Source organism: Phenylobacterium sp., from assembly GCF_031181185.1.
In the GTDB taxonomy this organism is placed as follows: Bacteria; Pseudomonadota; Alphaproteobacteria; order Caulobacterales; family Caulobacteraceae; genus Phenylobacterium.
In genome coordinates this window covers 1-22,738 of record NZ_JAPSKZ010000048.1, presented here as the reverse complement: position 1 = coordinate 22,738, position 22,738 = coordinate 1, and the positions used below count along the sequence as shown (strand labels likewise).

The window sequence follows — 22,738 nt, the reverse complement described above, 5'->3', positions numbered from 1 at the left end:
AGAACGCCAGCACCGCAGCGAAGAGCGCCAGGTAGAGGCCGGCGAACACCCACATCGGCAGGTCCCAGTAGATCAGGCCATTGACCCAGCGCATGATCATCGGGTCCTCGGTTCCGCCGCCGGTCAGGTCGTCCTGCCAGACGGTGAGGAAGCAGGCGCGGCCCAGCACCGCCTGCGCGGCGACGACGATCCACGAGACGAGGTGCAGCAGTCGCCACCACCGGACCCGCACCCAGGGCCAGCCTCGCCAGGCGCCCAGCGGAATGGCGACCAGCCCCAGCACGTTGAAGGCGATCACCAGCAGATGAATGGCGAGCACCAGCTGGCCCAGGACGGCGGTCATGCGACGACCTTAGGCCCGCGCGCGTTCAGATGGCATGCGCTTCCTGTGCGACGAGATGCTGGTGCGGTTGGCCCGGCTGCTCAGGGCGGCGGGGTACGACACCTATCTGGCGTCCGGGGGCGAGCCCGACACCGGCCTCCTGAAGCTGGTCCGCGAGGAGGGCCGCATCCTGCTCACCCGCGACAAGCAGCTGGCGGCCGCGGCGCCGGAGTCGGTGCTGATCGAGGGGCGCGGCGTCGAGGAGGAGGCCGAGAGCCTCTCGCGGGGCGTGGTGCTGGACTGGAACTTCGCGCCCTTCACCCGCTGCGTGATGGACAACGCCCACCTGCGCGAGGCGACGTTGGACGAGATCGATCGGATGCCCGCCAGCGCCCAGGCCGGCCAGGGGCCGTTTCGCGCCTGTCCCGCCTGCGGCCGCCTTTACTGGCCGGGAAGCCACGTCCGCCGGATGGGCGAGCGCCTGGAGGGCCTCGGCGCCCCATTGCGGCCGCAAGCTTGACTAGAAGCCCGGGCTCTTCGACCTAGGGACCGACACCGCCAAGAGAGGAGCATCCCATGCGCAAACTGATCGTGCTCGCCGCCGCCGCCTCGGCCCTGCTGGTGGGCGCTTGCAACACCATCTCCGGCATCGGCCGCGACGCCCAAGCCGCCGGCCGCGCCGTCACCGGCGCCGCCGAAGACGCCAAGCACTAGGAACAGGGCCGCGCCTCCCGGGTTCGTTTAGCGACGAAACCGAGGAGGCCCCATGTCCACATCCAAGCACCCCGGCCCCGGCGAAGCCCGCCCGCCCCGCGACGACCTTGAGGACGATCCCGGCATCGGCGCCTCCCGGGGGACCACCATCGCCGGCGAGGATCCGCACATCCTGCGCGACGAGGGCGAGAACACCGAGGAAGGCGACGTCGCCAACGACGCCGACGCCCTGGGTCAGCCCACCGCCAACAAGAAGCACCGCACGAATCCGTAAGGCTGCGGCCGAACGCTCCCTTCCCCGGGTGGACGTGAAGAGGCATATGGCCCGCCTATGGCCGAAATCGTCCACCCGCTCATGCGCTCGATCTTCCGAGGCGTGCGCCACAAGTGCCCCGCGTGCGGCGATAGCCGCCTCTTCTGGCGCTACCTGAAGGTCGTCGACCGCTGCGAGCGTTGCGACCACCGCCTGTCGCAGTATCCCGCCGATGACGGCCCCGCCTACGTGACCATCCTGCTGGTCGGCCACATCATCGTGGCCCCGCTGCTGCTGTTCCCCATCGTCTGGGAATCCGACCCGCGATGGTCGCTGCCGATCATCCTGGGGTCGATGGCCGCCATCACCCTAACCGCGCTTTCCGGCGTGAAGGGCGGCTGGATAGGGCTGATGTACGCCCTGGGCGCCAACGACCGCGACGCGCGCCTGCACACCGCCGACGCCGCCGACTGACGGCCCAGCCTCTCGGACCCGCGCCGTTTGCGCAGGACGTGTTGTCACCTGTGGCGCCTGACTGCGTGGCGGCGGGAGCAGCCTGGGGACGAACGGTCTGCGACTGGTCCTGCTATGCGAGGGGGATCAGCTTCGTGCGTATGAAATCGATGCGGCCAAGAAGGTTCTCGGCGCGCTCTCGGGTTGGAGCGACCGGAATCGGATAGCTGTCCGAGAGATCGCGGCCTGCCAGGACGTTGTCCGCCCAATCCTGGGCGATGGCGCAGTACAGCTCCAGCGCAAGAGCCGGCGTCGGCGTGTCGTCGGTCTCGAAGTGCATCGAGGGCAGATTGCCCACCACGACCCAACGCTCGGCGTCTTCGGGTACCGCGCCAGGCTCACGCCGGGCGAGGAAGAGCGCGATGACGGGAGCAACGCCAAAGCCGAGAACGAGGTCTGCGATGGGCGGATTCCACCTGTACGTGCGTAGATAGCGCCAAGCCTCGGCGCGCAGCACCTCAAGCTGGTCGAGTTGCTCCTGGCTCTCGTAATCGAGGCTTTCACCCGTGGGAAACGAGGAGGTGTCGACCAGCTGGCTCATCTCAAGATGCTACCGCGCTCCCACGGAAGGGCAAGAACGAAAAGGGAACGACAACCGCCAAAAGCGGATCGCAGATTGCACATTCGGCGAGGGTGCGGCCCGCGCCAGACGGAACCTGGGCTGTGGCGCGGACGTTGGCTTCAACGGCGCAGGTCGGGGACAGCACGAGGAGAGCTGAATGTCCCTTGGCACCATCCTGATCATCATCCTGATCCTGCTCCTGATCGGCGCGCTGCCGAGCTGGGGCTACTCGCGCGGCTGGGGCTACTTCCCGAGCGGCGGGCTGGGTCTGGTCCTGGTGATCGTGATCATCCTGGTCCTATTGGGGCGTATTTAGACCGGCGGCCCTTGGCGCAGGCCGCGTTCACCCCCTAGCATCCGCCCCCAAAGCCAAGTTGGGGGAAATGCATGACGGCCACCGAAACCGGGGCTGACACACAGGCGCCGTCCGCGGCCACCGCCGCCGGACTGACGCCGCTCCAGAGGGCGAAGGCCATTGTCGGCGGATCGGCCGGCAACCTCGTCGAATGGTACGACTGGTTCGCCTACTCGTCCTTCGCCCTCTACTTCGCTCCCCACTTCTTCCCGAAGGGCGACAGCACCGCCCAGCTGTTGCAGACGGCGGCCATCTTTGCGGTGGGCTTCTTCGCCCGGCCGTTGGGCGCGTGGCTGATGGGCCTCTACGCCGACTGGAAAGGCCGGCGCGCGGCGCTGGCGCTCAGCGTCGGCATGATGTGCCTGGGCGCGCTCGCGATCGCCGTGCTGCCGGACGCCCGCAGCATAGGGGCCTGGGCGCCGCTGGGCCTGCTCGCCGCCCGCATCCTGCAGGGCCTGTCGGTCGGCGGCGAGTACGGCGCCAGCGCCACCTACATGTCCGAGATGGCGGGCCGTGCGCGCCGCGGCTTCTGGGCCAGCTTCCAGTACGTGACCCTGATCGGCGGCCAGTTGCTGGCCGTCGGCGTGCTGATCCTGCTGCAGAACGTCATGGACCGCGCCGCCCTCGAGGACTGGGGCTGGCGCATCCCGTTCGTGATCGGGGCGCTGCTCGCCGTCGTCGTCTTCTGGATCCGCACGGGCATGGACGAGAGCCCGTCCTACGTCGCGGCCAAGGCGGAGGGCGCCGAGCGGGCGCGAACGATGATGCTGTTCGCCAAGTACCCGCGGGAGAGCGCGATCATCTTCGTGCTGACCGCCGCCGGCTCCTTGGCCTTCTACGCCTACACGACCTACATGCTGAAGTTCCTGAGCCAGACGGCCGGCTTCTCCAAGCCGGTGGCCAGCACCATCAACGGCGTCACCCTGGTGATCTTCATGGTGGCCCAGCCGCTGTTCGGATGGCTGTCGGACAAGTTCGGCCGCAAGACCACCATCGCCGCGGCCTTCCTGGGCGGCGCGGTCGCCACCTACCCGGCCATGACGGCGATCTCCGGGACCGCCTCGCCCGCCACGGCGCTGGCGCTCGTGGCGCTGCTCCTCCTGCTGCTCTCGGGCTACACGGCGGTGAGCGGTCTGGTGAAGGCCGAGCTGTTCCCGGCGCACGTGCGGGCCCTGGGCGTCGCCCTGCCCTACGCCATCGCCAACGCCATGTTCGGCGGCACGGCCGAGTACATGGCCCTGTGGTTCAAGGACATCGGCGCCGAGAGCGGCTTCTACGTCTACGTCTCGGTCATCATGGCGGCGGCGTTCCTGGTGGCCGTGCGGCTGCGCAACACCAACGTGCACAGCCTGATCAAGGAGGACTGAGCCCGTGGCGCCGCTCGACATCGCCGCCTTCGCCGTCTTCGCCATCGCCTGGCTGTTCTACGAGCCGCTGCTGACGCTGGTGGCCAAGCGGCGCGGCGGGGTGCTGAACACCGACATGACGGTCATTCGCACGGCCTGGATGACCAACATGACGGGCCGCGACCCGCGGCTGATGGACGGCCAGCTGCTGGGCCACGCCCTCAACTCGGCCTCGTTCTTCGCCTCCTCCAACCTGCTGCTGATCGCGGCGGCCGCGGGCGCCCTGTTCGGCGGCGAGAACACCTTCCGATCGGTGTCGGCGCTGGAGGTGATCAAGACCTCGTCGCGGATGCTGTTCGAACTGCAGCTGGCCCTGGTGCTGGTGGCCCTCGCCCGCGGCCTGCTCGACTTCATCTGGTCGATCCGCCAGTTCAACTACTGCATCGCCGGCATGGGCGCGGTGCCCGACCCGCTGGCCGACCCCGAGAAGCGGAAAGCCTACGGCGAGGTCATCGCCCGCATCCTCAATCCTGCGCTCTCCTCCTTCAACGCCGGCGTCCGCGGCTACTACTTCGCGCTCGCCGCCGCGGCCTGGCTGTTCGGCCCGATCGCCTTCATCACCGCGACCCTTGGCGCCGTGGCCCTGTTGCTCTGGCGGCAGCGCTCGTCGCGGGCCGCCGCGGCCATCCGAGACCTGCGCAAGCTGCTGGAAAGCTAGGCCAGCCCCAGTTCCGCGCGCGCCTTCCTGGTCAGCTTGGCGGCGATCAGGCCGTGCGACGTCGCGACCCAGTCGGCCACGTCCGCCTCGTCCACATCGGCCAGGTCGACGATCACCCACTGGCCCTTGGCGAGGTAGGGCGCCTGGCGCGCCGGCCCGCCCTCCGTCAGCGCCATGAAGCCGATCTCGGTGACCTTGAACGACAGCGAGCCCTCGCCGGCGATGGCGAACACCTTGCCGCCCACCTTGTAGACGTCGTGGCCGCCCCACTGGATGACGTGGGTGGTCGCCGGCAGGCCCAGCGCCACCTTCGCCACGGTCTCGTGCGTCGCCGCCCCCACGGTCGCCGTCTTAGGCGCCGACGCCGACGCCGATCGGGCAGGTCACGCCCGTGCCGCCGATGCCGCAGTAGCCGTGCGGGTTCTTGGCCAGGTACTGCTGGTGGTAGTCCTCGGCGAAGTAGAACGGCCCGGCCGGCGCGATTTCGGTCGTCACCTTGCCGTAGCCCTGCTTCGACAGCGCCTGCTGGTAGGCCTCGCGCGAGGCCTCGGCCTCGGCGGCCTGGGCGTCGTTCACGACATAGATGCCCGAGCGGTACTGGGTGCCGATGTCGTTGCCCTGGCGCATGCCCTGGGTCGGGTCGTGGTTCTCCCAGAACACCTTCAAGAGGTCGGCATAGGTGACCGCCTTGGGATCATAGACCACCAGCACCGCCTCGGCGTGCCCGGTGCGGCCCGAGCAGACCTCCTCGTAGGTGGCGTTGGGCGTGATCCCGTTCTGGTAGCCGACGGCGGTGACGTAGACGCCGGGGATCTGCCAGAAGACGCGCTCCACGCCCCAGAAGCAGCCCATGGCGAAATAGGCGGTCTCGAGCCCCTGCGGATAGGGGCCCTTCAGCGCGCGGCCGTTGACGAAGTGGGTCTCGGCGGTGGGGATGGCGGCGGGCCGGCCCGGCAGCGCCTCTTCAGGCGTCGGCAGGTCCAGGGACTTCTTGGCGAAGAGCATCGAAACGGCTCCGGAAATGGGGGCGGCTTCCTAGATAGGACGTGCGCGCAAAGGATGCATCCCCGCCGCGCGCCTCGCGCTTGCCCTGCGAGGCATCCTGACTATATTCGCGCCCTCTCCGCGGGAGCCGTGGGGTGAGGTGGCCGAGTGGTTGAAGGCGCACGCCTGGAACGCGTGTATAGGTGAAAGCCTATCGAGGGTTCGAATCCCTCTCTCACCGCCATCCTGCTCCGCTCCGGCGCGCTTCGCAGCACGGAGCGGTCCGAGAACCCCACAAACAGCACGAGCAGGCCAGCGCAAACCGGTGCGCGCCCGGACGCGTGAGTGCGTCGGGCGGAGGGCGCGCCGCAGGCGCGCGGGTCTGTCGATGGGCTGAGAGCGGCGAAGCCGTGTGGCTCGTCAGGGGCGCGGACGCCCCTAGCCGGAGCCGTGCCAGCCGGGCTCCGCCATGGGATCAGGTTCGGGCCCGCCTTCGGGCCCGGGCTCTGGAATGCGCCGGGCGCGGCCCTCGGGCGTGATCTCGAAGCCCAGGGTGGCGAGCACCCGGGCGACCTGGTCGGCCAGGGGTTCGTCGAGGAAGGTCTCGGTTTCCGACACCGCCTGCACGGCGGCGTAGATCTCGTCGCCGAAGGCCTCGGCCTCCGCCTCGTCCATGTCTTCGGTCTCGTTCCAGACCAGGGCCTCGACCTTCTCGCGAAGCGCCCACTGGCGATCGATCGCCTGGCTGCGCCGGCGCTTGGTCTCTTCCCGAGCCTCGGCCGCCGCCTCGCGCCCGGCGTCGCGGACCAGCTTGGCCTCCAGGGCCACGCTCTGACGCACCGAGCGGGACACCCGCTGGAACACCATCGCCGCCCGCGCCCGGTGCTCGGGCGTCTCGGCGGTCTCCGCGTCAGCCCGCGCCGCGCGCGCCAGCCCCATGCCGAGCTCGGAGAGCTCCGCCAGGATGCGCGCATGCCGCGCGGTCATTTCGGCGAGATCGACCATGAACAAAAGGAGAACACAAGAACGGCCGGAACGCAAGCGCAATTTGCGGTGGGCGGCGAAGCCCGCGCGATGTCAGTTCTGCGCCGTCGCGGACATTCTGGCTCCGCACGAAGCGGACCTTCAGACGTGCGGCGCTAGCAAGTCTGCTTTGGGTCGGTCGCGGACCTTAGGCCCCGTAAGCGGAGCGGTCATCCGCGATGTCGCAAGGCATCGACGATGATCTGGAAGGCCAGCAGGTTCTGACGACGGCTGGGATAATACAGGAAATATCCGTCGAACGGCGGCGACCAGTCGCTCAGCACCTGCTCCAGCGCGCCCGAAGCGATCTGCGTCTCAACGACGCTGTCAGGCACATAGGCGATGCCGAAGCCGCTCACCGCCGCATCGATCATCGCGTAGGAGTTGTTGAACGTCAGCTGGCCGTCGACCCGCACGCGCAGCGCATCGCTGTCCTTCTCGAACTCCCAAGCATAGAGGCCGCCGGAAGTCTCGTGGCGCATGTTGATGCAGCGGTGACGGACCAGGTCCCGCGGGTGCTGCGGCCTCCCCCGCTCGGCGAAGTAGTCCGGCGATCCCACCGCCACTAGCCGCCAGTCCGGACCGATGCGGACGGCGATCATGTCCTTCTCGACGCTTTCGCCGAGCCGGACGCCAGCGTCGTAGCCCTCCTCGACGATGTTGCGAAAGGTGCTGTCCAGCGCGATCTCCACCTTGATGTCCGGGTACTCGCGAAGCACTGGCTTCAGCTTGGGCCATACCACCGTCTCGAGCGCGTGGTCGGACATGGTCAGCCGGATTGAGCCCGATGGCTTGTCGCGCAGCGCCGTGAGCGCGGCGATCTCCGCCTCGATCTCGCCCATGCGCGGCGCAATTGTCTGCAGCAGCCGCTCGCCCGCCGCCGTCGTGGCGACGTTGCGCGTGGTCCGCGTCAACAGGCGAATGCCCATCCGCGCCTCCAGCTGCTTGATCGCATAGCTCAGGGTCGACTGCGCCACGCCCAGCCGCGCGGCGGCCTTGGTGAAGCTGCGCTCCTCGGCCACCGCCTGGAACCAGGTGAGTTGGTTGAAGTCGGTCCGCTCCAGGCTGACCTCCTGACGGCGAGGATTATTCGGCTCATTCGATTAGTTCATACGGATTGGAACGGCTAATCGTTTTGGCCGCCGAAGCTACCTATTCGGCATGACGTTCTCCGCAACCGCCGAAGCCGAGCCGACCCCAGCCTCCGCCGCCTGGGGGGCGGTCCTCTCCATGGCGCTCTGCGTGGCGATGCTGATCGCGTCGGAGTTCATGCCGGTCAGCCTGCTGACGCCGATGGCCGAGGGCCTGCGCGCCACCGAAGGCCAGACCGGTCAGGCGATCTCGATCAGCGGCCTCTTCGCCGTCGTCGCCAGCCTGCTCGTCAGCACGATCGCGGGCCGCCTGAATCGCAAATGGGTGCTGGTTGGATTGACCGCCCTGATGCTGCTGTCGCTGGTGCTGGTGGCCGCCGCGCCGAACTTCGCGGTGCTGATGACCGGCCGCGCTCTGCTTGGCATCTGCGTCGGCGGCTTCTGGGCGCTGGCCACTGCGGTTATCATGCGCCTGGTTCCGGCCGCCGACGTGCCGCGCGCGCTGGCCGTGATGTACGGCGGACAGGCCATCGCGGCGGCCCTCGCAGCGCCCATCGGCAGCTACCTGGGCGGCCTCTTCGGCTGGCGCGAGGTGTTCTGGGCGCTGACCCCGATCGTCGCCGCCAACCTGGTCTGGCATGTCGCGGCCTTGCCTTCCCTGCCCGCCGCCGGGCGGCAGGATTTCGGGACCATGCTCCGCCTGCTGAGGCGCCGATCGTTCCTGCTGGGCCTTACCGCCTCGATGCTGTCGTGGGGCTCGGCCTTCACGATGTTCACCTACCTGCGCCCCTTCCTCGAGCGCGTGACCGGGGCGGATTTGACCACGCTCTCCGGGCTGCTGCTGGTGCTGGGCTGCGCAGGCTTTGTCGGCACGTGGGCCTCGGGCCGCTTCCTCAAGGGCGAAGTAGCCCCGGTTCTGAAGCTGCCGGCCCTGCTGATGGGGGGCTGCACCCTGGGCCTCCTGTTCCTGGGCGGCTCGCCTCTCGCCGCCGGTCTGCTCCTGGCCCTCTGGGGGGCGATGAACACCGCCATGTCGGTCATCTGGATGACCTGGATGTCGCAGAACGCCGACGACGCCCCGGAAGCCGGCGGCAGCCTGATGGTCGCCGCCATCCAGACCTCGATCCTCTTCGGAGCTGTGATCGGCGGGTGGTTGCTCGACGGTCTTTCGATCCAGGCGACCTTCATCGGCAGCGCAGTCCTGGCCGGCGCCGCGGTCCTGCTCATCGGCGACGGCCGCAAGCTCCTGAAATCCGCCTGACACCCGCGTCTCTAACCCGAACCGGAAACCCTGAATGTCCGAGACCCTCCCCGACACCTCCAAGGCTGCGGCCTTCGGCTTGGACCGCCGCCGCCTCGTGACCCTGGCCGGCGCGGGCGCCGTCGCCATCGCCGCTCCGACCTTCCCAACCTCAGCAAAGGCTCAGATCATGCCCAACACCTGGGACAAGACCTTCCCGAGGAGCGACAAGGTGGACCACCGAAAGGTGACCTTCACCAACCGCTTCGGCATAACCCTGGCCGGTGATCTCTACGCGCCCAAGCGGGCCTCCGGACGTCTGGCTGCACTGGCGGTCAGCGGGCCCTTCGGCGCCGTGAAGGAACAGTCCTCGGGTCTCCACGCCCAGACGATGGCTGAACGCGGGTTCGTGGCCTTGGCCTTCGATCCCTCGTTCACGGGCGAGAGCGGCGGCCAGCCGCGCAACATCGCCTCGCCCGACATCAACACCGAAGACTTCAGCGCGGCTGTCGATTTTCTCGGCCTCCTGCCTAACGTGGATCGCGAGCGCATCGGGATGCTGGGCATCTGCGGCTGGGGCGGCATGGCGCTGGGCGCCGCGGCCGTCGACAAGCGCGTCAAGGCGGTCGCCGTCAGCACCATGTACGACATGACCCGCGTCATCTCGAAGGGCTACAACGACAGCGTCACCGCGCAGCAGCGCACCGCCACCCTCGAGCAGCTGGGCCGGCAACGCTGGACGGACGCCGAGAAGGGCAGCCCCGCCTACGGCCCCGTGATGAACGAGCTGAAGGGCGGCGAAGCCAAGTTCCTGGTGGACTACCACGACTACTACCGGACCCCGCGCGGCTTCCATCCCCGGGCCGTGAACTCGAATGCGTCATGGGCGATCACCAGCGCGCTGTCCTTCATGAAGGCGCCATTGCTCGCCAACATCGCCGAGATCGCGCCGCGCCCGGTGCTGCTGATCCATGGCGCCGAAGCCCACTCCCGCTACTTCAGCGAGACCGCGTACGCGGCTGCAGCCGAGCCGAAGGAGTTGGTGATCATCCCCGGCGCGAGCCACACCGATCTCTATGACCGGGTCGACGTGATCCCCTTCGACAAGCTGACCGACTTCTTCCGGCGCGGGTTGCCCGCGTGATGGCCGGAATCCTCGCCCTGCTGGCGGCCTCAACCCTCTCGATCCCGGCGGCCGACAGGAAGCCCATCATGGAAATCACCCGCAACGCCGACCTAAAGGTGGTTGTGGGTCCCGCGGAGTACTTCACCGGCCGCGTCACGATCTCCGGCCAGTTCCAGCGCGAGCCCCCCTCACGCGTCGGCGGAGCTATCGTGCACTTCGAACCCGGTGCGCGGACCGCCTGGCACAGCCACCCGCTTGGCCAGACCCTCATCGTCACCGAGGGCGTCGGCTGGACGCAGATCGAGGGTGGCCCGAAGCTCGAGTTCCAGGCCGGCGACATCATGTGGTGCCCGCCGGAGCACAAGCACTGGCACGGCGCCACGCCGCGCCAAGCCATGACCCACATCGCCATCCAGGAAGCCCAGAACGGCGCCCCCGTCACCTGGATGGAGCACGTGACGGACGAGCAGTACCTCGCCGGAACGCCAGCGCAGGAAGGCGCGAACACCCATGACTGACAATATCGCAGGCAAGACCATCGTCATCACCGGCGCCTCCAGCGGCATGGGCGCGGCGGCCGCCCGTCACCTCGCCGGCAAGGGCGCCGCCGTCGTTCTCGGCGCGCGGCGCAGCGACCGGATCGAGGCCGTCGCGGCGGAGATCACTCAGGCGGGCGGGCGCGCCATGGCCGTCACCACCGACGTCACGAAGGCCGAGGATCTCAGACGGCTCGTGGAAGCCGCGGTGGAGACCTACGGCGGCATCGATGTGCTCATCAACAACGCCGGCGTCATGCCCCTGTCGCCCCTGGAGCGGCTGAAGATCGCCGAGTGGGACCAGATGATCGACGTCAACCTGAAGGGTGTGCTCTACGGGGTCGCCGCGGCGCTCCCCCACATGATCGAGCAGAAGTCCGGCCACATCATCAACTTGTCTTCCGTGGCCGGCCACAAGCTCTTCGGTGGATCGGCCGTCTACTCCGCGACCAAATTCGCTGTGCGCGCCCTTTCTGAGGGCCTCCGCCAGGAGGTGGCGGCCTACAACATCCGCATCACGATCATCTCGCCCGGAGCGGTGAAGACCGAGCTCCTCGACCACATCACCGAGAAGGACGTGCAGCAGGCGAACCAAGACTATGTGGCTGAAGTCGGCGTGCCCGCCGAAACGTTCGCCCGGCTGGTCGCCTTCGCCATCAACGAGCCGGCGGATGTCGGGATCAACGAAATCCTGTTCAGGCCCACTGCGCAGGAGCTCTGAGCGTCTGGCTTCAGGTTCCACGGCCGGGGCCCCATCCGGCCGTTCCGCCTGGAAGCCAAGGCGGATAACTCTTGACGAGAAGGCCTGAAGCCGACCTCCCGAACGTCCTCTCTCGACGCGAAGCGGACATCGTGCAGCACAGCTCGGGTCCGGACCGGAAAGCAGTCCGCCCCAGGTCCGCTAAGAGTTAGGACCAGACGTGGGCAGGCGGCCGTAATGCGCTCGGCCTCGGCGCCGACCGGCCCCCTATCGCGGCGCCGGGGGACGCTGTGGGCGGCGCTGGGCGACCATCGGGTGCAGCAGGCCGCCGTGGTAGGTGACCGTCCCGCACATGCGGTCGCCGGCGCCGGAGAGGACGGCGTCGTAGGCGACGTCGCCTTCGGGGGAGCCCACGACCAGTTTGACCTTCCGGTCGCTGACCGTGAGGCTGCGCACGATCACGGGGGCGGTGCGCACCGGCGTCAGGGTCCCGGCGTAGCGCCCGTCGAGGCGGCCGAGCGACAGGAGGCCGAAGCTGGGGACGCCGCCGACGTCCATGTAGAAGTCCCACAGGCCGGCGAGGTCCGGCTCGCGGGCCGCCGGGGCGCCGGCGGCCGGGGATGGGCTCGGGGCGCAGGTGGTCTCGAGGACCGTCGTCTCCCGCGCCAGGGCCGTGGCGGGAACGGCGGCGGCGGCGGCGAGCATCAGGGCGCAGGCGAAGGGTTTGGGTCGCATCGGGTCTCCGGCAGAGCTGGTTCGGGTTCGCCGTCGTCTCGCCCGGCTCTGTGGCCTGGACAACGGGCCAATCCGCCAACGCCATTCGCGGTCCGGGAATTTACGGGAATGCCGCAGGCGGCGAAGGGAGGGCCGTTTTGGGCCTGAGAGCCGTCAGGCGCTGCGCGCGTCGAGGCCCGAGCGCACCGCCGCGAGGTAGGTGCGGCCGACCGGCACGGTCATGCCGCCCGTCAGCTCGACGAGCGTCTGGTGGCCGTCGCGGCGCAGGCCGGCGACTTCCTTGCGGGCGACCCACCAGCGCCTGTGCGTCTGGAAGCCGAGCTGCGCCGGCAGGAGCTGAACGGCTTCGCCGAGCCCCATGGAGATGAGGGCCGAACCGCGGCGCGTGTGGACCAGCAGGTAGTGGTCCTGCGCCTCGAGGGCCAGGAGGTCGCGTCCCAGGCGTTCGGGAACGCGGGCGAAGAACCGGTCGGCGTCGGCGTCGAGGTTTTCCGCAGGAGGCGCGGGGCTGGGCTGCGCGGGGCTGGGGGGCGCGAGGAACGGCCACAGGGCGATCCCGGCGATGACCAGCTCGACAGCCGCCACCGAGAAATAGAGCGACACCAGCTGATCCGGCCGCGTCGAGCGCCCGGGCAGCACCACTTCGAGCGCCCAGGCCACGACGAACATCATCGGCAGGGTCGAGATCAGTCCCACGAGGACGATGGCGGCGACCTTCGGCAGGCGGGCGAACGCCGCCGCAGGACGGAGGGCCTGGAAGGCGGCGATCGCCAGCGCGTAGCCCGTGGCCACACAGCCGAACCAGAAGGCGTAACGTTCCGGGGCCGCCAGCGACCGGAACGAGCCGAACGGCCCCGTGAACCCCAGAAACACGCCCAGCGCGACCACCCCGTAGAGGCTGACGAAGAGCGGGGAGGTCCAGGTTCGCGAGGCGGTCGAGGGCATCTTGCGGCGGAGGCGAAAAGCCAACGCTAGGCGCGGGCGCCGGCGTTGTCGAGCCGAGCGGACCGGGCCCGCGCAGGCGCCCTCACCGCGCCTTCGCCGCCTGGACCTCGATCTCGGCCAGCATGCCGGGGGCGACGAGGCCGGCGACCTGCGAGGTGATGCGGGCGGGCTTGTTCTTCAGGGGGCCATAGACGGCGTTGTAGGCCTCCATCATGCCGGCGAAGTCCATCTGACCGCCCTTGGCGGGGTCGCCGACGAGCAGGACGCGCATCATCACCACGTCCTCCCAGCCGTAGCCCTGGGACGTCAGGATCTCGCCGATCTGGTCGAGGATCGAGGCGACCTGGGTCTTGGTGTCGCCGAAGGTCTGCTGGTCGCGCGGCGCCTGGGGATTGTGGGCCTTGGGCGTGATGCCGCTGACGTACAGCATCTCGGACCCGGCGGGCACCTTCACGGCGCGGGAGATGAAGGCGTTCGTGGGGTTCACGTGGACGTTCTGGGCCTGGGCGGCGCCGGCCGTGAATGCGAGGGCGAAGAGGGCGAGCGCGAGGGTCTTCATGCGGGTCTCCGGGGCGCGGCTGGTCGGCTGGGCTGCTGGGCGGCTCAGCGCAGCTCCAATAGCTCAATCTTGCGGAACTCGACCGGGTGGCCTTCGCCCTGCAGCGAGATGTAGCCGCTGCCCAGCGGGGCGCCGCTGCGGGCTGGCAGCAGCTTCGGGTCGGCGGCGAACTCGCCGAACTCCTCGGGCGCCAGGCGGACGTCGCCGTATTCCATCACCACCTCGCCGTTGACGGTGTGGCGGATGAGCCGGGCGCCGCGCACCTCGACCTCGAAGCGCACCCACTCGCCCTCGGGATAGGTCTTGGAGCTCGAGTTGCGGCAGTGCGCCTGCAGCGGGACGCCGCCGATGGAGACGGTGACGCCGGGCGTGCAGACGTTGCCCGTGGGGCGGGTCTGGCCCGGCGGCGCGTCGGGGGCGGCGGCCAGGAACTGGGCCTCGATCGAGACGGGGAAGCGCTGGTCCAGGGCCATCGTCTCCGGCGGCTGGCCGTGCAGCATCACCCCGCTGTTGCGGACCGCCCAGGCCGGCGCGCCGGGGACGGCGGGACCGACGATCCGGTACTCCAGCCGCAGCCGGTAGTGCGACAGGGGCGTGCGGTAGATCAGGTGGGCGAACTCGTCCTTGAAGACGTCGTACCGGTCGTAGGCGACGCGCAGGACGCCGTTCTCGACCCGGAAGGTGTCGCGCCAGTTCTCGCCCAGGGGCCGGTGGTTCACCTTCGGAACCCAGCCTTCGAGGTCGCGGCCATTGAAGATGGGACGCCAGGTGTCGGCCGCGGCGGCCGGACCTGCGAGCGCCGCCAGGATAGCGGCCAGGCGAAAGGTGCGGCTCATGTGGCCCAGCCCGCGCCGATCTCCTTGAGCGGCACGCAGCCGCGGTACTCGCCCGGGACGGGATCGTACCGCAGGGCCTTCGTCGCCCCGGCCTCGGAGGTGAAGTAGCCCATGGTGGCGAAGTCGCGCAGCGCCAGGAACCAGTGCGGCCTGGGCGGCTGGGCGTTGGCCGCGGCGGTCGCCTCGGCTTCGGCCCGGCGCAGGAGCTCGTCCTGGCGGCCGGCGGGCAGCGCCGCGAACGGGGCGCCGAACGCGCCGCGGGCCTGGGCGTCGAGGTGAAGCAGGCCCGAGCGGACCCGCTGGGTCTCGTCGGCCTCGCACCAGGTGGCCAGCAGGCGGTCGACGTACTGGGGCACGCCGGCGGCCGTGGCGCCGGGGGTGTCGGTGGCCGGCATGATCCGCTCGCAGGCGGCGGTGAGCGTGCGCGCCTCGTCGAGGGTGAGCGCCCGGGGCGTCCAGGCGGGGATGGCCGGCGCGGTCTGGGCCTGGGCGACGGCGGGTACGGCCCAGAGGGCGGCCAGCGCGCCGGCGAAGGCTTCGCGGCGATTGAGGATCAGGGCCGACATCACAGGTCTCCCTTGCGGCCGGCCTCCGCCGCGAAGGCCGCGGCCCGGGCGGTGAGCGCCATGTAGGTCAGGGACGGGTTCACGCAGGCTGCGGACGTCATGGCCGCCCCGTCGGTGACGAACACGTTCGCGCACTCGTGCAGCTGGTTGTGAGCGTTCAGCACCGAGGTCTTCGGATCGCGGCCCATGCGCGCCGTGCCCATCTCGTGGATGCCGAGACCCAGGGCGTAGTCGCCTTCGTAGGGGCTGACGTGCTTGAAGCCGGCGGCCTCGAGCATCTCGGCGGCGGCGGCGGCCATGTCCTTGCGCATGGCCCGCTCGTTGTCGCGGATCGTGGCGTCGAAGGTGACGGTGGGCAGGCCGTGCTTGTCCGTCACCTGGGTGTTCAGCGTCATGCGGTTGTCGGCGTAGGGCAGGATCTCGCCGAAGCCGCCGAGGCGGACGCCCCAGGGGCCGGGCTGGGACAGGGCGGCCTTCCGCGCGGCGCCGAAGCCGTCCATCCCGCGGTCCCAGCCCAGGCGGCCGGCGCCGCCCTGGTAGCCGAAGCCGCGCAGGTAGTCCGGGCGGCGGGTGGCCGGGTCGTCGAGATTGCGGAAGCGGGGGATGTAGAGGCCGTTCGGGCGGCGGCCCGAGTAGTACTGGTCCTCGAAGCCCTCCACCATGGCGCTGGCGCCGGCGCCCAGGTGGTGGTCCATGAGGTTGCGGCCCACTTGGTCCGAGCCGTTGCCGAAACCGTTGGGGAAGCGTTCGCTGGCCGAGTTCAGCAGGATCCAGGCGGTCGGGATCGCCGAGGCGCAGAGGAAGATGACCTTGGCGTAGAACTCCTCCTCCTGGCCGGTCTCGGCGTCGAGGATCTTCACGCCCGAGGCCCGCTTTCGGCGGTCGTCGAAGAGGATGGTGGTGACGATCGAGTTGGGGCGGATCTTCAGCTTGCCGGTGCGCTCGGCGGCCACCAGCGTCGCGGAGTTGGAGCTGAAATAGGCGCCGAACGGGCAGCCGCGGATGCAGAGGTTGCGGTACTGGCACTTGCCGCGACCCAGGGCGAGCTGCTCCTCGGTGGGGGCGGTCAGGTGGGCGGTGCGGCCGATGGTGATGCGGCGCTCGGGGAAGCGGGCCTCGACCTGCTGCTTCAGGACCTTCTCGACGCAGTTCATCTCCATCGGCGGCTGGAAGACGCCGTCGGGCAGCTGGGGCAGGCCCTCGGCCTGGCCCGAGACGCCGATGAACCGCTCCACATGGTCGTACCAGGGGGCGAGATCGGCGTAGCGGATCGGCCAGTCGACGCCCACGCCGTCGCGGGCGTTGGCGGTGAAGTCGAGGTCCGACCAGCGGTAGCTCTGCCGGCCCCAGGTGAGCGAGCGGCCGCCCACGTGATAGCCGCGGATCCAGTCGAAGCGGTTCGTCTCGGCGTAGGGGTGCTCGTCGTCGCGGACGAAGAAGTGGCGGGTGTGCTCGGTGACGGTGTAGCCGGTGCGCTGCTGGACCGGGTACTTGGACTTCAGCTCCGCGGCCGGCAGGCGCCCGCGGGGGTATTCGCCCTCCCACGGGTGCATGTTGGCGGTCGGGTAGCCGGTGATGTGCTGGACCGGGCCGCCGCGCTCCAGCACCAGGGTCTTCAGACCCCGCTCGGTCAGCTCCTTGGCCGCCCAGCCGCCGGTGATGCCGCTGCCCACGACGATGGCGTCGTAGGTCCGCTCCTTCCGGGCCCGGGTGTTGAGGTTGGCCATCTATTCCCCCTGAAGGCCCAGCAGACGCCGGTTCGTGGCGGCGTCCGCGCCCGAGCCGGCGAAGTCGTCGAACGCCCGCTCGGTGACGCGGATGATGTGGTCGCGGATGAAGGGCGCGCCTTCGCGGGCGCCGTCCTCCGGATGCTTGAGCGCGCACTCCCACTCCAGCACCGCCCAGCCGGGATAGTTGTAGGCCGCGAGCTTGGAGAAGATGGCGCCGAAATCGACCTGGCCGTCGCCCAGCGAGCGGAAGCGGCCCGGCCGATCGACCCAGCCGAGATAGCCGCCGTAGACGCCGGCGCGGCCGGTGGGGCGGAACTCGGCGTCCTTCACGTGGAAGGCGCGGATGCGCTCGTGATAGCGGTCGATGTAGTCGAGGTAGTCCAGTTGCTGCAGCACGAAGTGGCTGGGGTCGAACAGCAGGCAGGCGCGCGGGTGGCCGCCCACCTCGTCCAGGAACCGCTCGTAGGTCGCCCCATCGTGCAGGTCCTCGCCCGGGTGGATCTCGTAGCAGGCGTCGACGCCGCATTCGTCGAACACATCGAGGATCGGCTTCCAGCGGCGGCCGAGCTCGGCGAAGGCTTCCTCGATGAGGCCAGCGGGGCGCTGCGGCCAGGGATAGAAATACGGCCAGGCGAGCGCGCCCGAGAAGGTGGCGTGGGCGGTCAGGCCCAGGCGCTCGCTGGCGCGGGCGGCGGCCTTCACCTGCTCCACGGCCCAGGCCTGGCGGGCGGCGGGGCGCCCACGCACCTCCGGCGGCGCGAAGCCGTCGAAGAGTTCGTCGTAGGCGGGGTGGACGGCGACGAGCTGGCCCTGCAGGTGCGTGGAGAGCTCGGTGATGGCGAGGCCCTTGTCGGCCAGCATGCCCCTGACGTCGTCGCAATAGGCCTGGCTCTCGGCGCCCTTCTGGACGTCGAAGAGGCCGCCGACGCCGGTGGGGATCTGCAGGCCGACGTAGCCCAGGCCGGCGGCCCAGTCGGCGAGGGTCTCGAGCTTGTCGAACGGCGGCTCAGGTCCCTGGAACTGGGCGAGGAAGATGCCCGGACCTTTCAGCGTTCTCATGCGGGGCTCCCGTTCAGCGCGACCCAGCCCTGGCCGCTGGCGGCGACGGCGGTCTCCACGAAAGCCATGCTGCGCACGCCCTCGGCGATGTCGGGCACGAGGCCGGCGTCAGCCCGACCCTCGGCGATGGCTTCTGCGAAGTCGCGGTAGAGGTTGGCGAAGGCTTCGATGAAGCCCTCGGGATGGCCAGTCGGGAGACGTGAGGCGACCTGCGCCGGCCCGCTGAGGTAGGACGAGGCGGCGTGCAGCGTCTGGCTCGGGCCGTCCAGCCAGTCGATGGTGAGTTCCGCCGGGCGATCGTGCGACCAGGTGAGCCCGCCCTTCTCGCCATAGACCTGCAGCTTCAGACCGTTGCGGGCGCCGGCCGAGATCTGGGAGGCGATCAGCACGCCGCGGGCGCCGCCTTTGAACCGCAGCAGCACGTTGCAGTCGTCGTCCAGCATCCGGCCGGGGACGACGGTGGAGACGTCGGCGCAGAGGCGCTCGACCCGCACGCCGCCCACGAACTCGGCGAGGTTGAAGGCGTGCACCCCGATGTCGCCGATGCAGCCGGCGCCGGCGAGCGCCGGGTCGACGCGCCACTCGGCCTGCTTGGCCCCCTCGCGTTCGATGGGGCGGGAAAGCCAGCCCTGCGGGTACTCGACGACGATCTTGCGCACCGCGCCGAGGTCGCCGCGGCGGACGATCTCGCGGGCGTCGCGGACCATCGGATAGCCGGTGTAGGTGTAGGTCAGGCCGTAGAGCCGGCCGCTGGCGGCGACGACCGTGGCGAGCTCGTGGGCCTCGGCGAGGTCGCGCGTGGCGGGCTTGTCGCTCATCACGTGCAGGCCGGCCTGTAGCGCGGCGCGGGAGACGGCCAGGTGCAGGTGGTTGGGGGTGACGACGGCGACCGCCTGGGCGCCGTCCTCGCGCGCCGCCTCGGCGGCGATCATCTCGGACCAGTCGGCGTAGCCGCGCACGCCCCAGGCCTGCGCCGCCGCGGCGCTCTTGGCCGGGTCGCGGCTGAAGGCCCCGGCCACCAGGCGCATGCGGCCGTCCAGCTCGGCGGCCATGCGATGCACCGGACCGATGAAGGCGCCGGGACCGCCGCCCACCATGGCCAGGCGAATGGGTTCGCGGGTCGTCACGCGTTCAGCCGCGCCAGGAAGTCGTGGCAGAGCCTGGCGGCCTCGAGCCGCGGCCGTTCGAACGGCGGCTCCTGTTCGACGTAGAAGTAGCGCACGCCCGCGGCGTGGGCGCCCGAAAGCAGGCGCTTCCAGTCGAGACGGCCCGAGCCCACCTCGGTGGGATCCATGCGCAGCTCGAAGTTCGGCTTGGTGGAGGCCTTGATGTCCTTCACGTGCATCAGGGTGAAGCGGCCCTTGTGCTTCTGGATGTAGGGCAAGGGGTCGACGCCGGCGGCCGCCATCCAGCCCACGTCGGCCTCGAAGGTGACGAGGCTGGCGTCGGTGTTCTTCAGCAGGATCTCGAGGCCGTTGGTGTCGCCCTTCGGCGCGAACTCGAAGTTGTGGTTGTGGTAGCCGACCGCGATCCCCGCCTTCTTGAGCGCGGCGCCCGTCCTGTTGAGGAGATCGGCGTTCATCTTGTAGTCGTCGGCGGAAAGCGCCGCGGTCATCTTGCGGTAGCTGTCCGCGCCGGCGCCGGCCGCCGCCTTCAGCGCATGCTCGGGCACGTAGGGGCTGGGGGCGACGGCGTTCTTCACGCCGATGGTCGCCAGGTCGTCGACGAGCTTGGCGAGGTCGCCGTCGAAACCGCCGCGGGGCTGGATGTGGGCGCTGCGACAGGTCAGGCCGGCCTTGTCCAGCGCCGCCCGAAGCTCGGCTGGCTTGCAGCCCATGAAGCCCGGCAGCTCGACGTCGCGATAGCCGATCTTGGCGACCGCCGCGAGGGTGGCGTCCAGGTCTTTCCCGGCGTCGGGCCCCAGCGTGTAGAGCTGCAGCCCGATCGGCAGCCGGGTCCGCTGGAAGAACGGCGCGGCGCAGGCCGGGCTGCTCACCAGGGCCGCGGCGCCCGCGGCCAGGAAGCTGCGGCGGGGCAGATCAAGCGTCGGACGCACGGGACGTCTCCCTCGGTTGCGGGTTTCACGCTGCCACCGGCTCGAGCGGCCGCGGCTGGGGCGGGCGGAAGAAAAAGGCGAGCAGCAGCACGGCGACCAGCGCCATGCCGGTCGGGACCAGGAACAGGGTCTGGTAGTCCACCTCAGGCCCCGCGGCCGACGGCGTCGAGAAGCGACCCATCAGGTGCGGGAAGAGGAAGCTCGCGACCACGCTGCCGACGCCCAGGATCAGCAGGTTGAACAGACCCTGAGCGGTGGAGCGCACGTCCTTCGGGAAGGCGGCGTCGACGAAGATGTACACGGTGGCGAAGAAGAAGGCGTAGGCGATCCCGTGCAGCAGCTGCACCGCGACGATGGCCGGGATGCTGTCCGGCAGGAAGGCGAAGACCAGGAAGCGCGCGGCGTGGCCGAGCACGCCGACGATCATGGTGACCTTCCAGCCCAGCCGGATCAGCACGCCGCCCAGGACGAACATCGTCACGATCTCGGCCAACTGTCCCAGGCTGAGCACCACCATCGAGAGGTTGCCGGCGATCCCCACCCGTTGGGTCAGGAAGGCGTCCGCCATCACGAAGTAGCCGTTGTGGACGACGCTATCGATGAAGGTGACCACGAACAGCACGGCGACGAAGGGCACGCGCAGGAGCTTGAAGGCCTCGCGCCAGGCCAGCGGGTCGGCGGCCTCGTCGCCGCGCTTCGGCGGGGTGTGCGGCAAGGTCAGGCTGTAGGCGGCAAGCGCGAACGAGACGACCGCGGCGACGATGAAGATCGAGCGCACCTGGGCCGGGTCGGCCTTGGCGGCCAGCAGGAAGATGAAGGGCCAGCTGACCAGCATCCAGCCGACCGTGCCGCCCATGCGGATGGCGCCGAAGTCCTTCGCCGGGTCCTTCAGGTTGGCGAAGGCGATGGAGTTGGAGACCGACAGCGTCGGCACGTAGAGCAGGCTGTAGACCAGGTAGCCCGCGAAGAAGGGCCAGAACTCGGTCTGGAAGGCGGTGAACAGCAGGGCCAGGCCGCTCAGCAGGTGGCTGGCCGCCATGAACCGCTCGGCGGCGAAGTTGCGATCGGCGAACTGGTTGGAGAAGAAGATCCCCAAGAGCGCCGCCACGCCCCACGAGCTGCCGACCAGCGACTGCTGCCAGGGCGCAAACCCCAGCAGGCCCATGTAGGGGAAGAGCTTCGGCGCCCAGGCGCCCCAGACCGCAATCTGGAGCAGCATCATCAGGAACAGCCGCGCCTTGACGCCCATGGTTCGCCTCCCCCGCGGCGACGGCTCTTGTACGGCTACGCTCGCGTATGTAATCGATTACACGTTCGACAATCGGGTGCAAGACGGTGGCCACGATCCAGGACGTCGCCCGGGACGCCGGCGTTTCGACCGCCACGGTTTCACGGGTTCTGAGCGCGCCGGAACGGGTGGCCGAGGCCACGCGAGCCCGGGTGCTGGCCTCCGTGGAGCGGCTGGGCTACGCGCCGAACGTCGCCGCCAAGAGCCTGCGCACCCTTAAGACCGGCAAGATCCTGGTGACCGTGCCGGACATCTCGAACCCGTTCTTCTCGCAGGTGATCCGCGGCGTCGAAGAGGCCGCCAGCGCGGCGGGCTACGCGGTGCTGCTGGGGGACACCCGGCACGAGGAGGAGCGTGAGGACCAGTACGCCCTGCTGCTGCGCCGCCGGGAGGCCGACGGCCTCATCTTCCTGGGCCACCGGCTGCCGCCGGCGCTGGCCGAACTGGTGGCCGCCCAGGGCCCGAAGGCGCCCATCGTCAACGGATGCGAGTTCAGCCCGGAGCTGGGCGTGCCTAGCGCCCACATCGACAACGCCCGCGCCGCCGCCGAGGCGATGGAGCACCTCTACGACCTGGGCCACCGGCGCGTCGGCGTGATCACCGGTCCGTTGGCGAGCCCCCTGAGCCGCGACCGTCTGAGCGGGGTCCAAGCCGCCGCCGCCCGCCGCGGCCTCTGGAGCCTGAATGTCGTGCAGGGGGATTTCTCAATCGAGTCCGGGCTTGCACAGACGCTGGCGCTGCTGGACGCCCAACCGCGGCCCACCGCCCTCTTCTGCTTCAGCGACGAGATGGCCATGGGCGCGCTGGAGGGCCTGCGCCGGCGCGGGCTGTCGTGCCCGACCGACGTCTCCCTGGTGGGCTTCGACGACGTCCGCTACGCGCGCCATCTGGACCCTGCGCTGACGACGGTCAGCCAGCCCAAGGAGGCGATCGGCCACGAGGTCGTGCGCCTGCTGCTGGACGTGCTCTCAGACCGCGTGGACACCGTGCGCCACGTCACCCTGGCCCACCGCCTGATCGTCCGCGCCAGCACCGCAGCCCCCGCCGACTGACCGATCTGGCGACGGCGTGTCGCACGGGTCGCAGGCGCCGCACGCGGCGGGCCGTCGCAGAGAAGATGCGACACGCAGCCGCGGCCAAGCTTGCATGGATCGTCCCGGAAGGCCGGCGGCCGGGCGCCGGTCACGGGCGATTCTGACGGTTTTTCCGAGGGAAGATGGCGCTGGCCGCGCTCGCGCGAAGGTGCGGCGCCTGCGGCGCAAATGACCGGTCAAGCCCGGCCGGGTGCGACACGCGGCGCCGCGCGGAATGCCGTCGATCCCGCCACCTTGCTCTCGTCGCAGGACGGAACGGGTCCCGCGGCGAACAAGGCGGCGTCGGGGCCGCCAGCATCTTCGGACGGGAAGAATAGATGTCTTATCGGAAGTACGACGGCGCGGCCGCCGTTCAAACGACTGCGCCTGTGTCGGACAAGTTCACGA

At 69.9% G+C, this 22,738-nt stretch carries 28 protein-coding genes and 1 tRNA gene; 13 read left to right on the top strand and 16 right to left on the bottom strand.

Annotated elements, in window-relative coordinates:
* On the bottom strand, positions 1–343 hold a 343-nt coding region (locus RIF93_RS08190), incomplete at its 3' end, for a DUF2784 domain-containing protein (protein WP_309090221.1).
* A 34-nt stretch (positions 344–377) separates the two neighbouring features.
* Here RIF93_RS08190 and RIF93_RS08185 point away from each other — a divergent pair.
* Genes RIF93_RS08185 through RIF93_RS08170 form a run of 4 tightly spaced genes read left to right on the top strand, consistent with a single transcriptional unit; the run spans position 378 to position 1,763 of the window.
* On the top strand, positions 378–842 hold the full coding sequence (locus tag RIF93_RS08185) for a Mut7-C RNAse domain-containing protein (protein WP_309090219.1): 465 nt from the start codon (positions 378–380) through the stop codon (positions 840–842).
* A 56-nt stretch (positions 843–898) separates the two neighbouring features.
* Entirely contained in the window at positions 899–1,036 is a 138-nt protein-coding gene (locus RIF93_RS08180) for an entericidin EcnA/B family protein (protein WP_309090217.1), read from the top strand.
* 52 nt (positions 1,037–1,088) lie between these two features.
* The gene (locus tag RIF93_RS08175) at positions 1,089–1,310 is read left to right on the top strand and encodes a hypothetical protein (protein WP_309090215.1); all 222 of its coding nucleotides are present in this window, start codon (positions 1,089–1,091) and stop codon (positions 1,308–1,310) included.
* A gap of 57 nt (positions 1,311–1,367) precedes the next feature.
* The gene (locus RIF93_RS08170) at positions 1,368–1,763 is read left to right on the top strand and encodes a DUF983 domain-containing protein (protein ID WP_309090213.1); all 396 of its coding nucleotides are present in this window, start codon (positions 1,368–1,370) and stop codon (positions 1,761–1,763) included.
* Positions 1,764–1,875: 112 nt separating this feature from the next.
* Here the strand turns inward: RIF93_RS08170 and RIF93_RS08165 are convergent, their stop codons facing one another.
* Entirely contained in the window at positions 1,876–2,343 is a 468-nt protein-coding gene (locus RIF93_RS08165; protein ID WP_309090212.1) for a hypothetical protein, read from the bottom strand.
* Between the two features lie 178 nt (positions 2,344–2,521).
* Here RIF93_RS08165 and RIF93_RS08160 point away from each other — a divergent pair, with 178 nt between their 5' ends.
* The 3 genes from RIF93_RS08160 (at position 2,522) to RIF93_RS08150 (ending at position 4,783) form a co-directional block, all read left to right on the top strand.
* Positions 2,522–2,680: a DUF3309 family protein gene (locus tag RIF93_RS08160; protein WP_012523534.1), complete on the top strand. Its 159-nt coding sequence runs from the start codon at positions 2,522–2,524 to the stop codon at positions 2,678–2,680.
* A 71-nt stretch (positions 2,681–2,751) separates the two neighbouring features.
* Positions 2,752–4,086 (top strand): MFS transporter, encoded by a 1,335-nt coding sequence (locus RIF93_RS08155; RefSeq protein ID WP_309090208.1) that lies wholly within the window; start codon positions 2,752–2,754, stop codon positions 4,084–4,086.
* A gap of 4 nt (positions 4,087–4,090) precedes the next feature.
* Complete coding sequence (locus RIF93_RS08150; RefSeq protein WP_309090206.1) at positions 4,091–4,783, top strand: DUF599 family protein; 693 nt, start codon at positions 4,091–4,093, stop codon at positions 4,781–4,783.
* Here RIF93_RS08150 and RIF93_RS08145 read toward each other — a convergent pair.
* Both RIF93_RS08145 and msrA read right to left on the bottom strand, forming a co-directional pair.
* Positions 4,780–5,124, bottom strand: coding sequence for an MmcQ/YjbR family DNA-binding protein (locus RIF93_RS08145; RefSeq protein WP_309090204.1), 345 nt, complete (start codon positions 5,122–5,124; stop codon positions 4,780–4,782). The two genes, RIF93_RS08150 and RIF93_RS08145, sit on opposite strands and share 4 nt — an antisense overlap.
* A gap of 10 nt (positions 5,125–5,134) precedes the next feature.
* The gene (gene msrA, locus RIF93_RS08140; RefSeq protein WP_309090202.1) at positions 5,135–5,788 is read right to left on the bottom strand and encodes a peptide-methionine (S)-S-oxide reductase MsrA; all 654 of its coding nucleotides are present in this window, start codon (positions 5,786–5,788) and stop codon (positions 5,135–5,137) included.
* Between the two features lie 133 nt (positions 5,789–5,921).
* On the opposite strand from msrA, the gene RIF93_RS08135 reads away from it, so the two are divergent.
* Positions 5,922–6,011 (top strand) — tRNA-Ser (locus RIF93_RS08135).
* Between the two features lie 194 nt (positions 6,012–6,205).
* Here the strand turns inward: RIF93_RS08135 and RIF93_RS08130 are convergent.
* Complete coding sequence (locus RIF93_RS08130; RefSeq protein WP_309090200.1) at positions 6,206–6,772, bottom strand: hypothetical protein; 567 nt, start codon at positions 6,770–6,772, stop codon at positions 6,206–6,208.
* Positions 6,773–6,960: 188 nt separating this feature from the next.
* Complete coding sequence (locus RIF93_RS08125) at positions 6,961–7,854, bottom strand: LysR family transcriptional regulator (protein WP_309090225.1); 894 nt, start codon at positions 7,852–7,854, stop codon at positions 6,961–6,963.
* Between the two features lie 97 nt (positions 7,855–7,951).
* On the opposite strand from RIF93_RS08125, the gene RIF93_RS08120 reads away from it, so the two are divergent.
* From RIF93_RS08120 to RIF93_RS08105, 4 genes are read left to right on the top strand one after another with little or no spacing between them, the layout of a single operon-like run.
* Complete coding sequence (locus RIF93_RS08120; RefSeq protein WP_309090198.1) at positions 7,952–9,142, top strand: MFS transporter; 1,191 nt, start codon at positions 7,952–7,954, stop codon at positions 9,140–9,142.
* A 34-nt stretch (positions 9,143–9,176) separates the two neighbouring features.
* The gene (locus RIF93_RS08115) at positions 9,177–10,265 is read left to right on the top strand and encodes an alpha/beta hydrolase (RefSeq protein ID WP_309090196.1); all 1,089 of its coding nucleotides are present in this window, start codon (positions 9,177–9,179) and stop codon (positions 10,263–10,265) included.
* Entirely contained in the window at positions 10,265–10,765 is a 501-nt protein-coding gene (locus RIF93_RS08110) for a cupin domain-containing protein (protein ID WP_309090194.1), read from the top strand. Before RIF93_RS08115 ends, RIF93_RS08110 begins: the two co-directional genes overlap by 1 nt.
* Positions 10,758–11,504, top strand: coding sequence for an SDR family oxidoreductase (locus RIF93_RS08105; RefSeq protein ID WP_309090192.1), 747 nt, complete (start codon positions 10,758–10,760; stop codon positions 11,502–11,504). The genes RIF93_RS08110 and RIF93_RS08105 overlap by 8 nt, the downstream gene beginning before the upstream one ends.
* Before the next feature lie 246 nt (positions 11,505–11,750).
* Here RIF93_RS08105 and RIF93_RS08100 read toward each other — a convergent pair whose 3' ends face one another.
* The 10 genes from RIF93_RS08100 to RIF93_RS08055 form a co-directional block, all read right to left on the bottom strand.
* Complete coding sequence (locus RIF93_RS08100; RefSeq protein WP_309090190.1) at positions 11,751–12,218, bottom strand: hypothetical protein; 468 nt, start codon at positions 12,216–12,218, stop codon at positions 11,751–11,753.
* Between the two features lie 153 nt (positions 12,219–12,371).
* Entirely contained in the window at positions 12,372–13,163 is a 792-nt protein-coding gene (locus tag RIF93_RS08095; protein ID WP_309090189.1) for a LytTR family transcriptional regulator DNA-binding domain-containing protein, read from the bottom strand.
* An 82-nt stretch (positions 13,164–13,245) separates the two neighbouring features.
* On the bottom strand, positions 13,246–13,722 hold the full coding sequence (locus tag RIF93_RS08090) for a Rid family hydrolase (RefSeq protein WP_309090187.1): 477 nt from the start codon (positions 13,720–13,722) through the stop codon (positions 13,246–13,248).
* 44 nt (positions 13,723–13,766) lie between these two features.
* Positions 13,767–14,558 carry a DUF1080 domain-containing protein gene (locus RIF93_RS08085; RefSeq protein WP_309090185.1) on the bottom strand — a complete coding sequence of 264 codons (792 nt, stop codon included), beginning with the start codon at positions 14,556–14,558 and terminating at the stop codon, positions 13,767–13,769.
* Positions 14,555–15,124 (bottom strand): gluconate 2-dehydrogenase subunit 3 family protein, encoded by a 570-nt coding sequence (locus RIF93_RS08080; RefSeq protein WP_309090183.1) that lies wholly within the window; start codon positions 15,122–15,124, stop codon positions 14,555–14,557. The genes RIF93_RS08085 and RIF93_RS08080 overlap by 4 nt, the downstream gene beginning before the upstream one ends.
* A complete protein-coding gene (locus tag RIF93_RS08075) occupies positions 15,124–16,851 on the bottom strand; it encodes a GMC family oxidoreductase (RefSeq protein WP_309090182.1) in 1,728 nt (575 codons plus the stop codon). Before RIF93_RS08075 ends, RIF93_RS08080 begins: the two co-directional genes overlap by 1 nt.
* Entirely contained in the window at positions 16,852–17,913 is a 1,062-nt protein-coding gene (locus RIF93_RS08070) for a sugar phosphate isomerase/epimerase (protein ID WP_309090180.1), read from the bottom strand.
* Positions 17,910–19,010: a Gfo/Idh/MocA family oxidoreductase gene (locus tag RIF93_RS08065; protein WP_309090223.1), complete on the bottom strand. Its 1,101-nt coding sequence runs from the start codon at positions 19,008–19,010 to the stop codon at positions 17,910–17,912. The genes RIF93_RS08070 and RIF93_RS08065 overlap by 4 nt, the downstream gene beginning before the upstream one ends.
* Before the next feature lie 26 nt (positions 19,011–19,036).
* Positions 19,037–19,969 carry a sugar phosphate isomerase/epimerase gene (locus RIF93_RS08060; RefSeq protein ID WP_309090178.1) on the bottom strand — a complete coding sequence of 311 codons (933 nt, stop codon included), beginning with the start codon at positions 19,967–19,969 and terminating at the stop codon, positions 19,037–19,039.
* A gap of 25 nt (positions 19,970–19,994) precedes the next feature.
* Positions 19,995–21,218: an MFS transporter gene (locus tag RIF93_RS08055; protein WP_309090176.1), complete on the bottom strand. Its 1,224-nt coding sequence runs from the start codon at positions 21,216–21,218 to the stop codon at positions 19,995–19,997.
* 86 nt (positions 21,219–21,304) lie between these two features.
* Here RIF93_RS08055 and RIF93_RS08050 point away from each other — a divergent pair, with 86 nt between their 5' ends.
* Positions 21,305–22,309, top strand: coding sequence for a LacI family DNA-binding transcriptional regulator (locus RIF93_RS08050; protein ID WP_309090174.1), 1,005 nt, complete (start codon positions 21,305–21,307; stop codon positions 22,307–22,309).
* The last annotated feature ends 429 nt before the right edge of the window (positions 22,310–22,738 follow it).

Excerpts from the sequence above, each read along its gene's own strand:
- RIF93_RS08185 (WP_309090219.1), top strand. The coding sequence starts at position 378 with ATGCGCTTCCTGTGCGACGAGATGCTGGTGCGGTTGGCCCGGCTGCTC.
- RIF93_RS08180 (WP_309090217.1), top strand. The coding sequence starts at position 899 with ATGCGCAAACTGATCGTGCTCGCCGCCGCCGCCTCGGCCCTGCTGGTG.
- RIF93_RS08175 (WP_309090215.1), top strand. The coding sequence starts at position 1,089 with ATGTCCACATCCAAGCACCCCGGCCCCGGCGAAGCCCGCCCGCCCCGC.
- RIF93_RS08170 (WP_309090213.1), top strand. The coding sequence starts at position 1,368 with ATGGCCGAAATCGTCCACCCGCTCATGCGCTCGATCTTCCGAGGCGTG.
- RIF93_RS08165 (WP_309090212.1), bottom strand. The coding sequence starts at position 2,343 with ATGAGCCAGCTGGTCGACACCTCCTCGTTTCCCACGGGTGAAAGCCTC.
- RIF93_RS08160 (WP_012523534.1), top strand. The coding sequence starts at position 2,522 with ATGTCCCTTGGCACCATCCTGATCATCATCCTGATCCTGCTCCTGATC.
- RIF93_RS08155 (WP_309090208.1), top strand. The coding sequence starts at position 2,752 with ATGACGGCCACCGAAACCGGGGCTGACACACAGGCGCCGTCCGCGGCC.
- msrA (WP_309090202.1), bottom strand. The coding sequence starts at position 5,788 with ATGCTCTTCGCCAAGAAGTCCCTGGACCTGCCGACGCCTGAAGAGGCG.
- RIF93_RS08130 (WP_309090200.1), bottom strand. The coding sequence starts at position 6,772 with ATGGTCGATCTCGCCGAAATGACCGCGCGGCATGCGCGCATCCTGGCG.
- RIF93_RS08120 (WP_309090198.1), top strand. The coding sequence starts at position 7,952 with ATGACGTTCTCCGCAACCGCCGAAGCCGAGCCGACCCCAGCCTCCGCC.
- RIF93_RS08115 (WP_309090196.1), top strand. The coding sequence starts at position 9,177 with ATGTCCGAGACCCTCCCCGACACCTCCAAGGCTGCGGCCTTCGGCTTG.
- RIF93_RS08110 (WP_309090194.1), top strand. The coding sequence starts at position 10,265 with ATGGCCGGAATCCTCGCCCTGCTGGCGGCCTCAACCCTCTCGATCCCG.
- RIF93_RS08105 (WP_309090192.1), top strand. The coding sequence starts at position 10,758 with ATGACTGACAATATCGCAGGCAAGACCATCGTCATCACCGGCGCCTCC.
- RIF93_RS08100 (WP_309090190.1), bottom strand. The coding sequence starts at position 12,218 with ATGCGACCCAAACCCTTCGCCTGCGCCCTGATGCTCGCCGCCGCCGCC.
- RIF93_RS08095 (WP_309090189.1), bottom strand. The coding sequence starts at position 13,163 with ATGCCCTCGACCGCCTCGCGAACCTGGACCTCCCCGCTCTTCGTCAGC.
- RIF93_RS08090 (WP_309090187.1), bottom strand. The coding sequence starts at position 13,722 with ATGAAGACCCTCGCGCTCGCCCTCTTCGCCCTCGCATTCACGGCCGGC.
- RIF93_RS08085 (WP_309090185.1), bottom strand. The coding sequence starts at position 14,558 with ATGAGCCGCACCTTTCGCCTGGCCGCTATCCTGGCGGCGCTCGCAGGT.
- RIF93_RS08080 (WP_309090183.1), bottom strand. The coding sequence starts at position 15,124 with ATGTCGGCCCTGATCCTCAATCGCCGCGAAGCCTTCGCCGGCGCGCTG.
- RIF93_RS08075 (WP_309090182.1), bottom strand. The coding sequence starts at position 16,851 with ATGGCCAACCTCAACACCCGGGCCCGGAAGGAGCGGACCTACGACGCC.
- RIF93_RS08070 (WP_309090180.1), bottom strand. The coding sequence starts at position 17,913 with ATGAGAACGCTGAAAGGTCCGGGCATCTTCCTCGCCCAGTTCCAGGGA.
- RIF93_RS08065 (WP_309090223.1), bottom strand. The coding sequence starts at position 19,010 with ATGGTGGGCGGCGGTCCCGGCGCCTTCATCGGTCCGGTGCATCGCATG.
- RIF93_RS08055 (WP_309090176.1), bottom strand. The coding sequence starts at position 21,218 with ATGGGCGTCAAGGCGCGGCTGTTCCTGATGATGCTGCTCCAGATTGCG.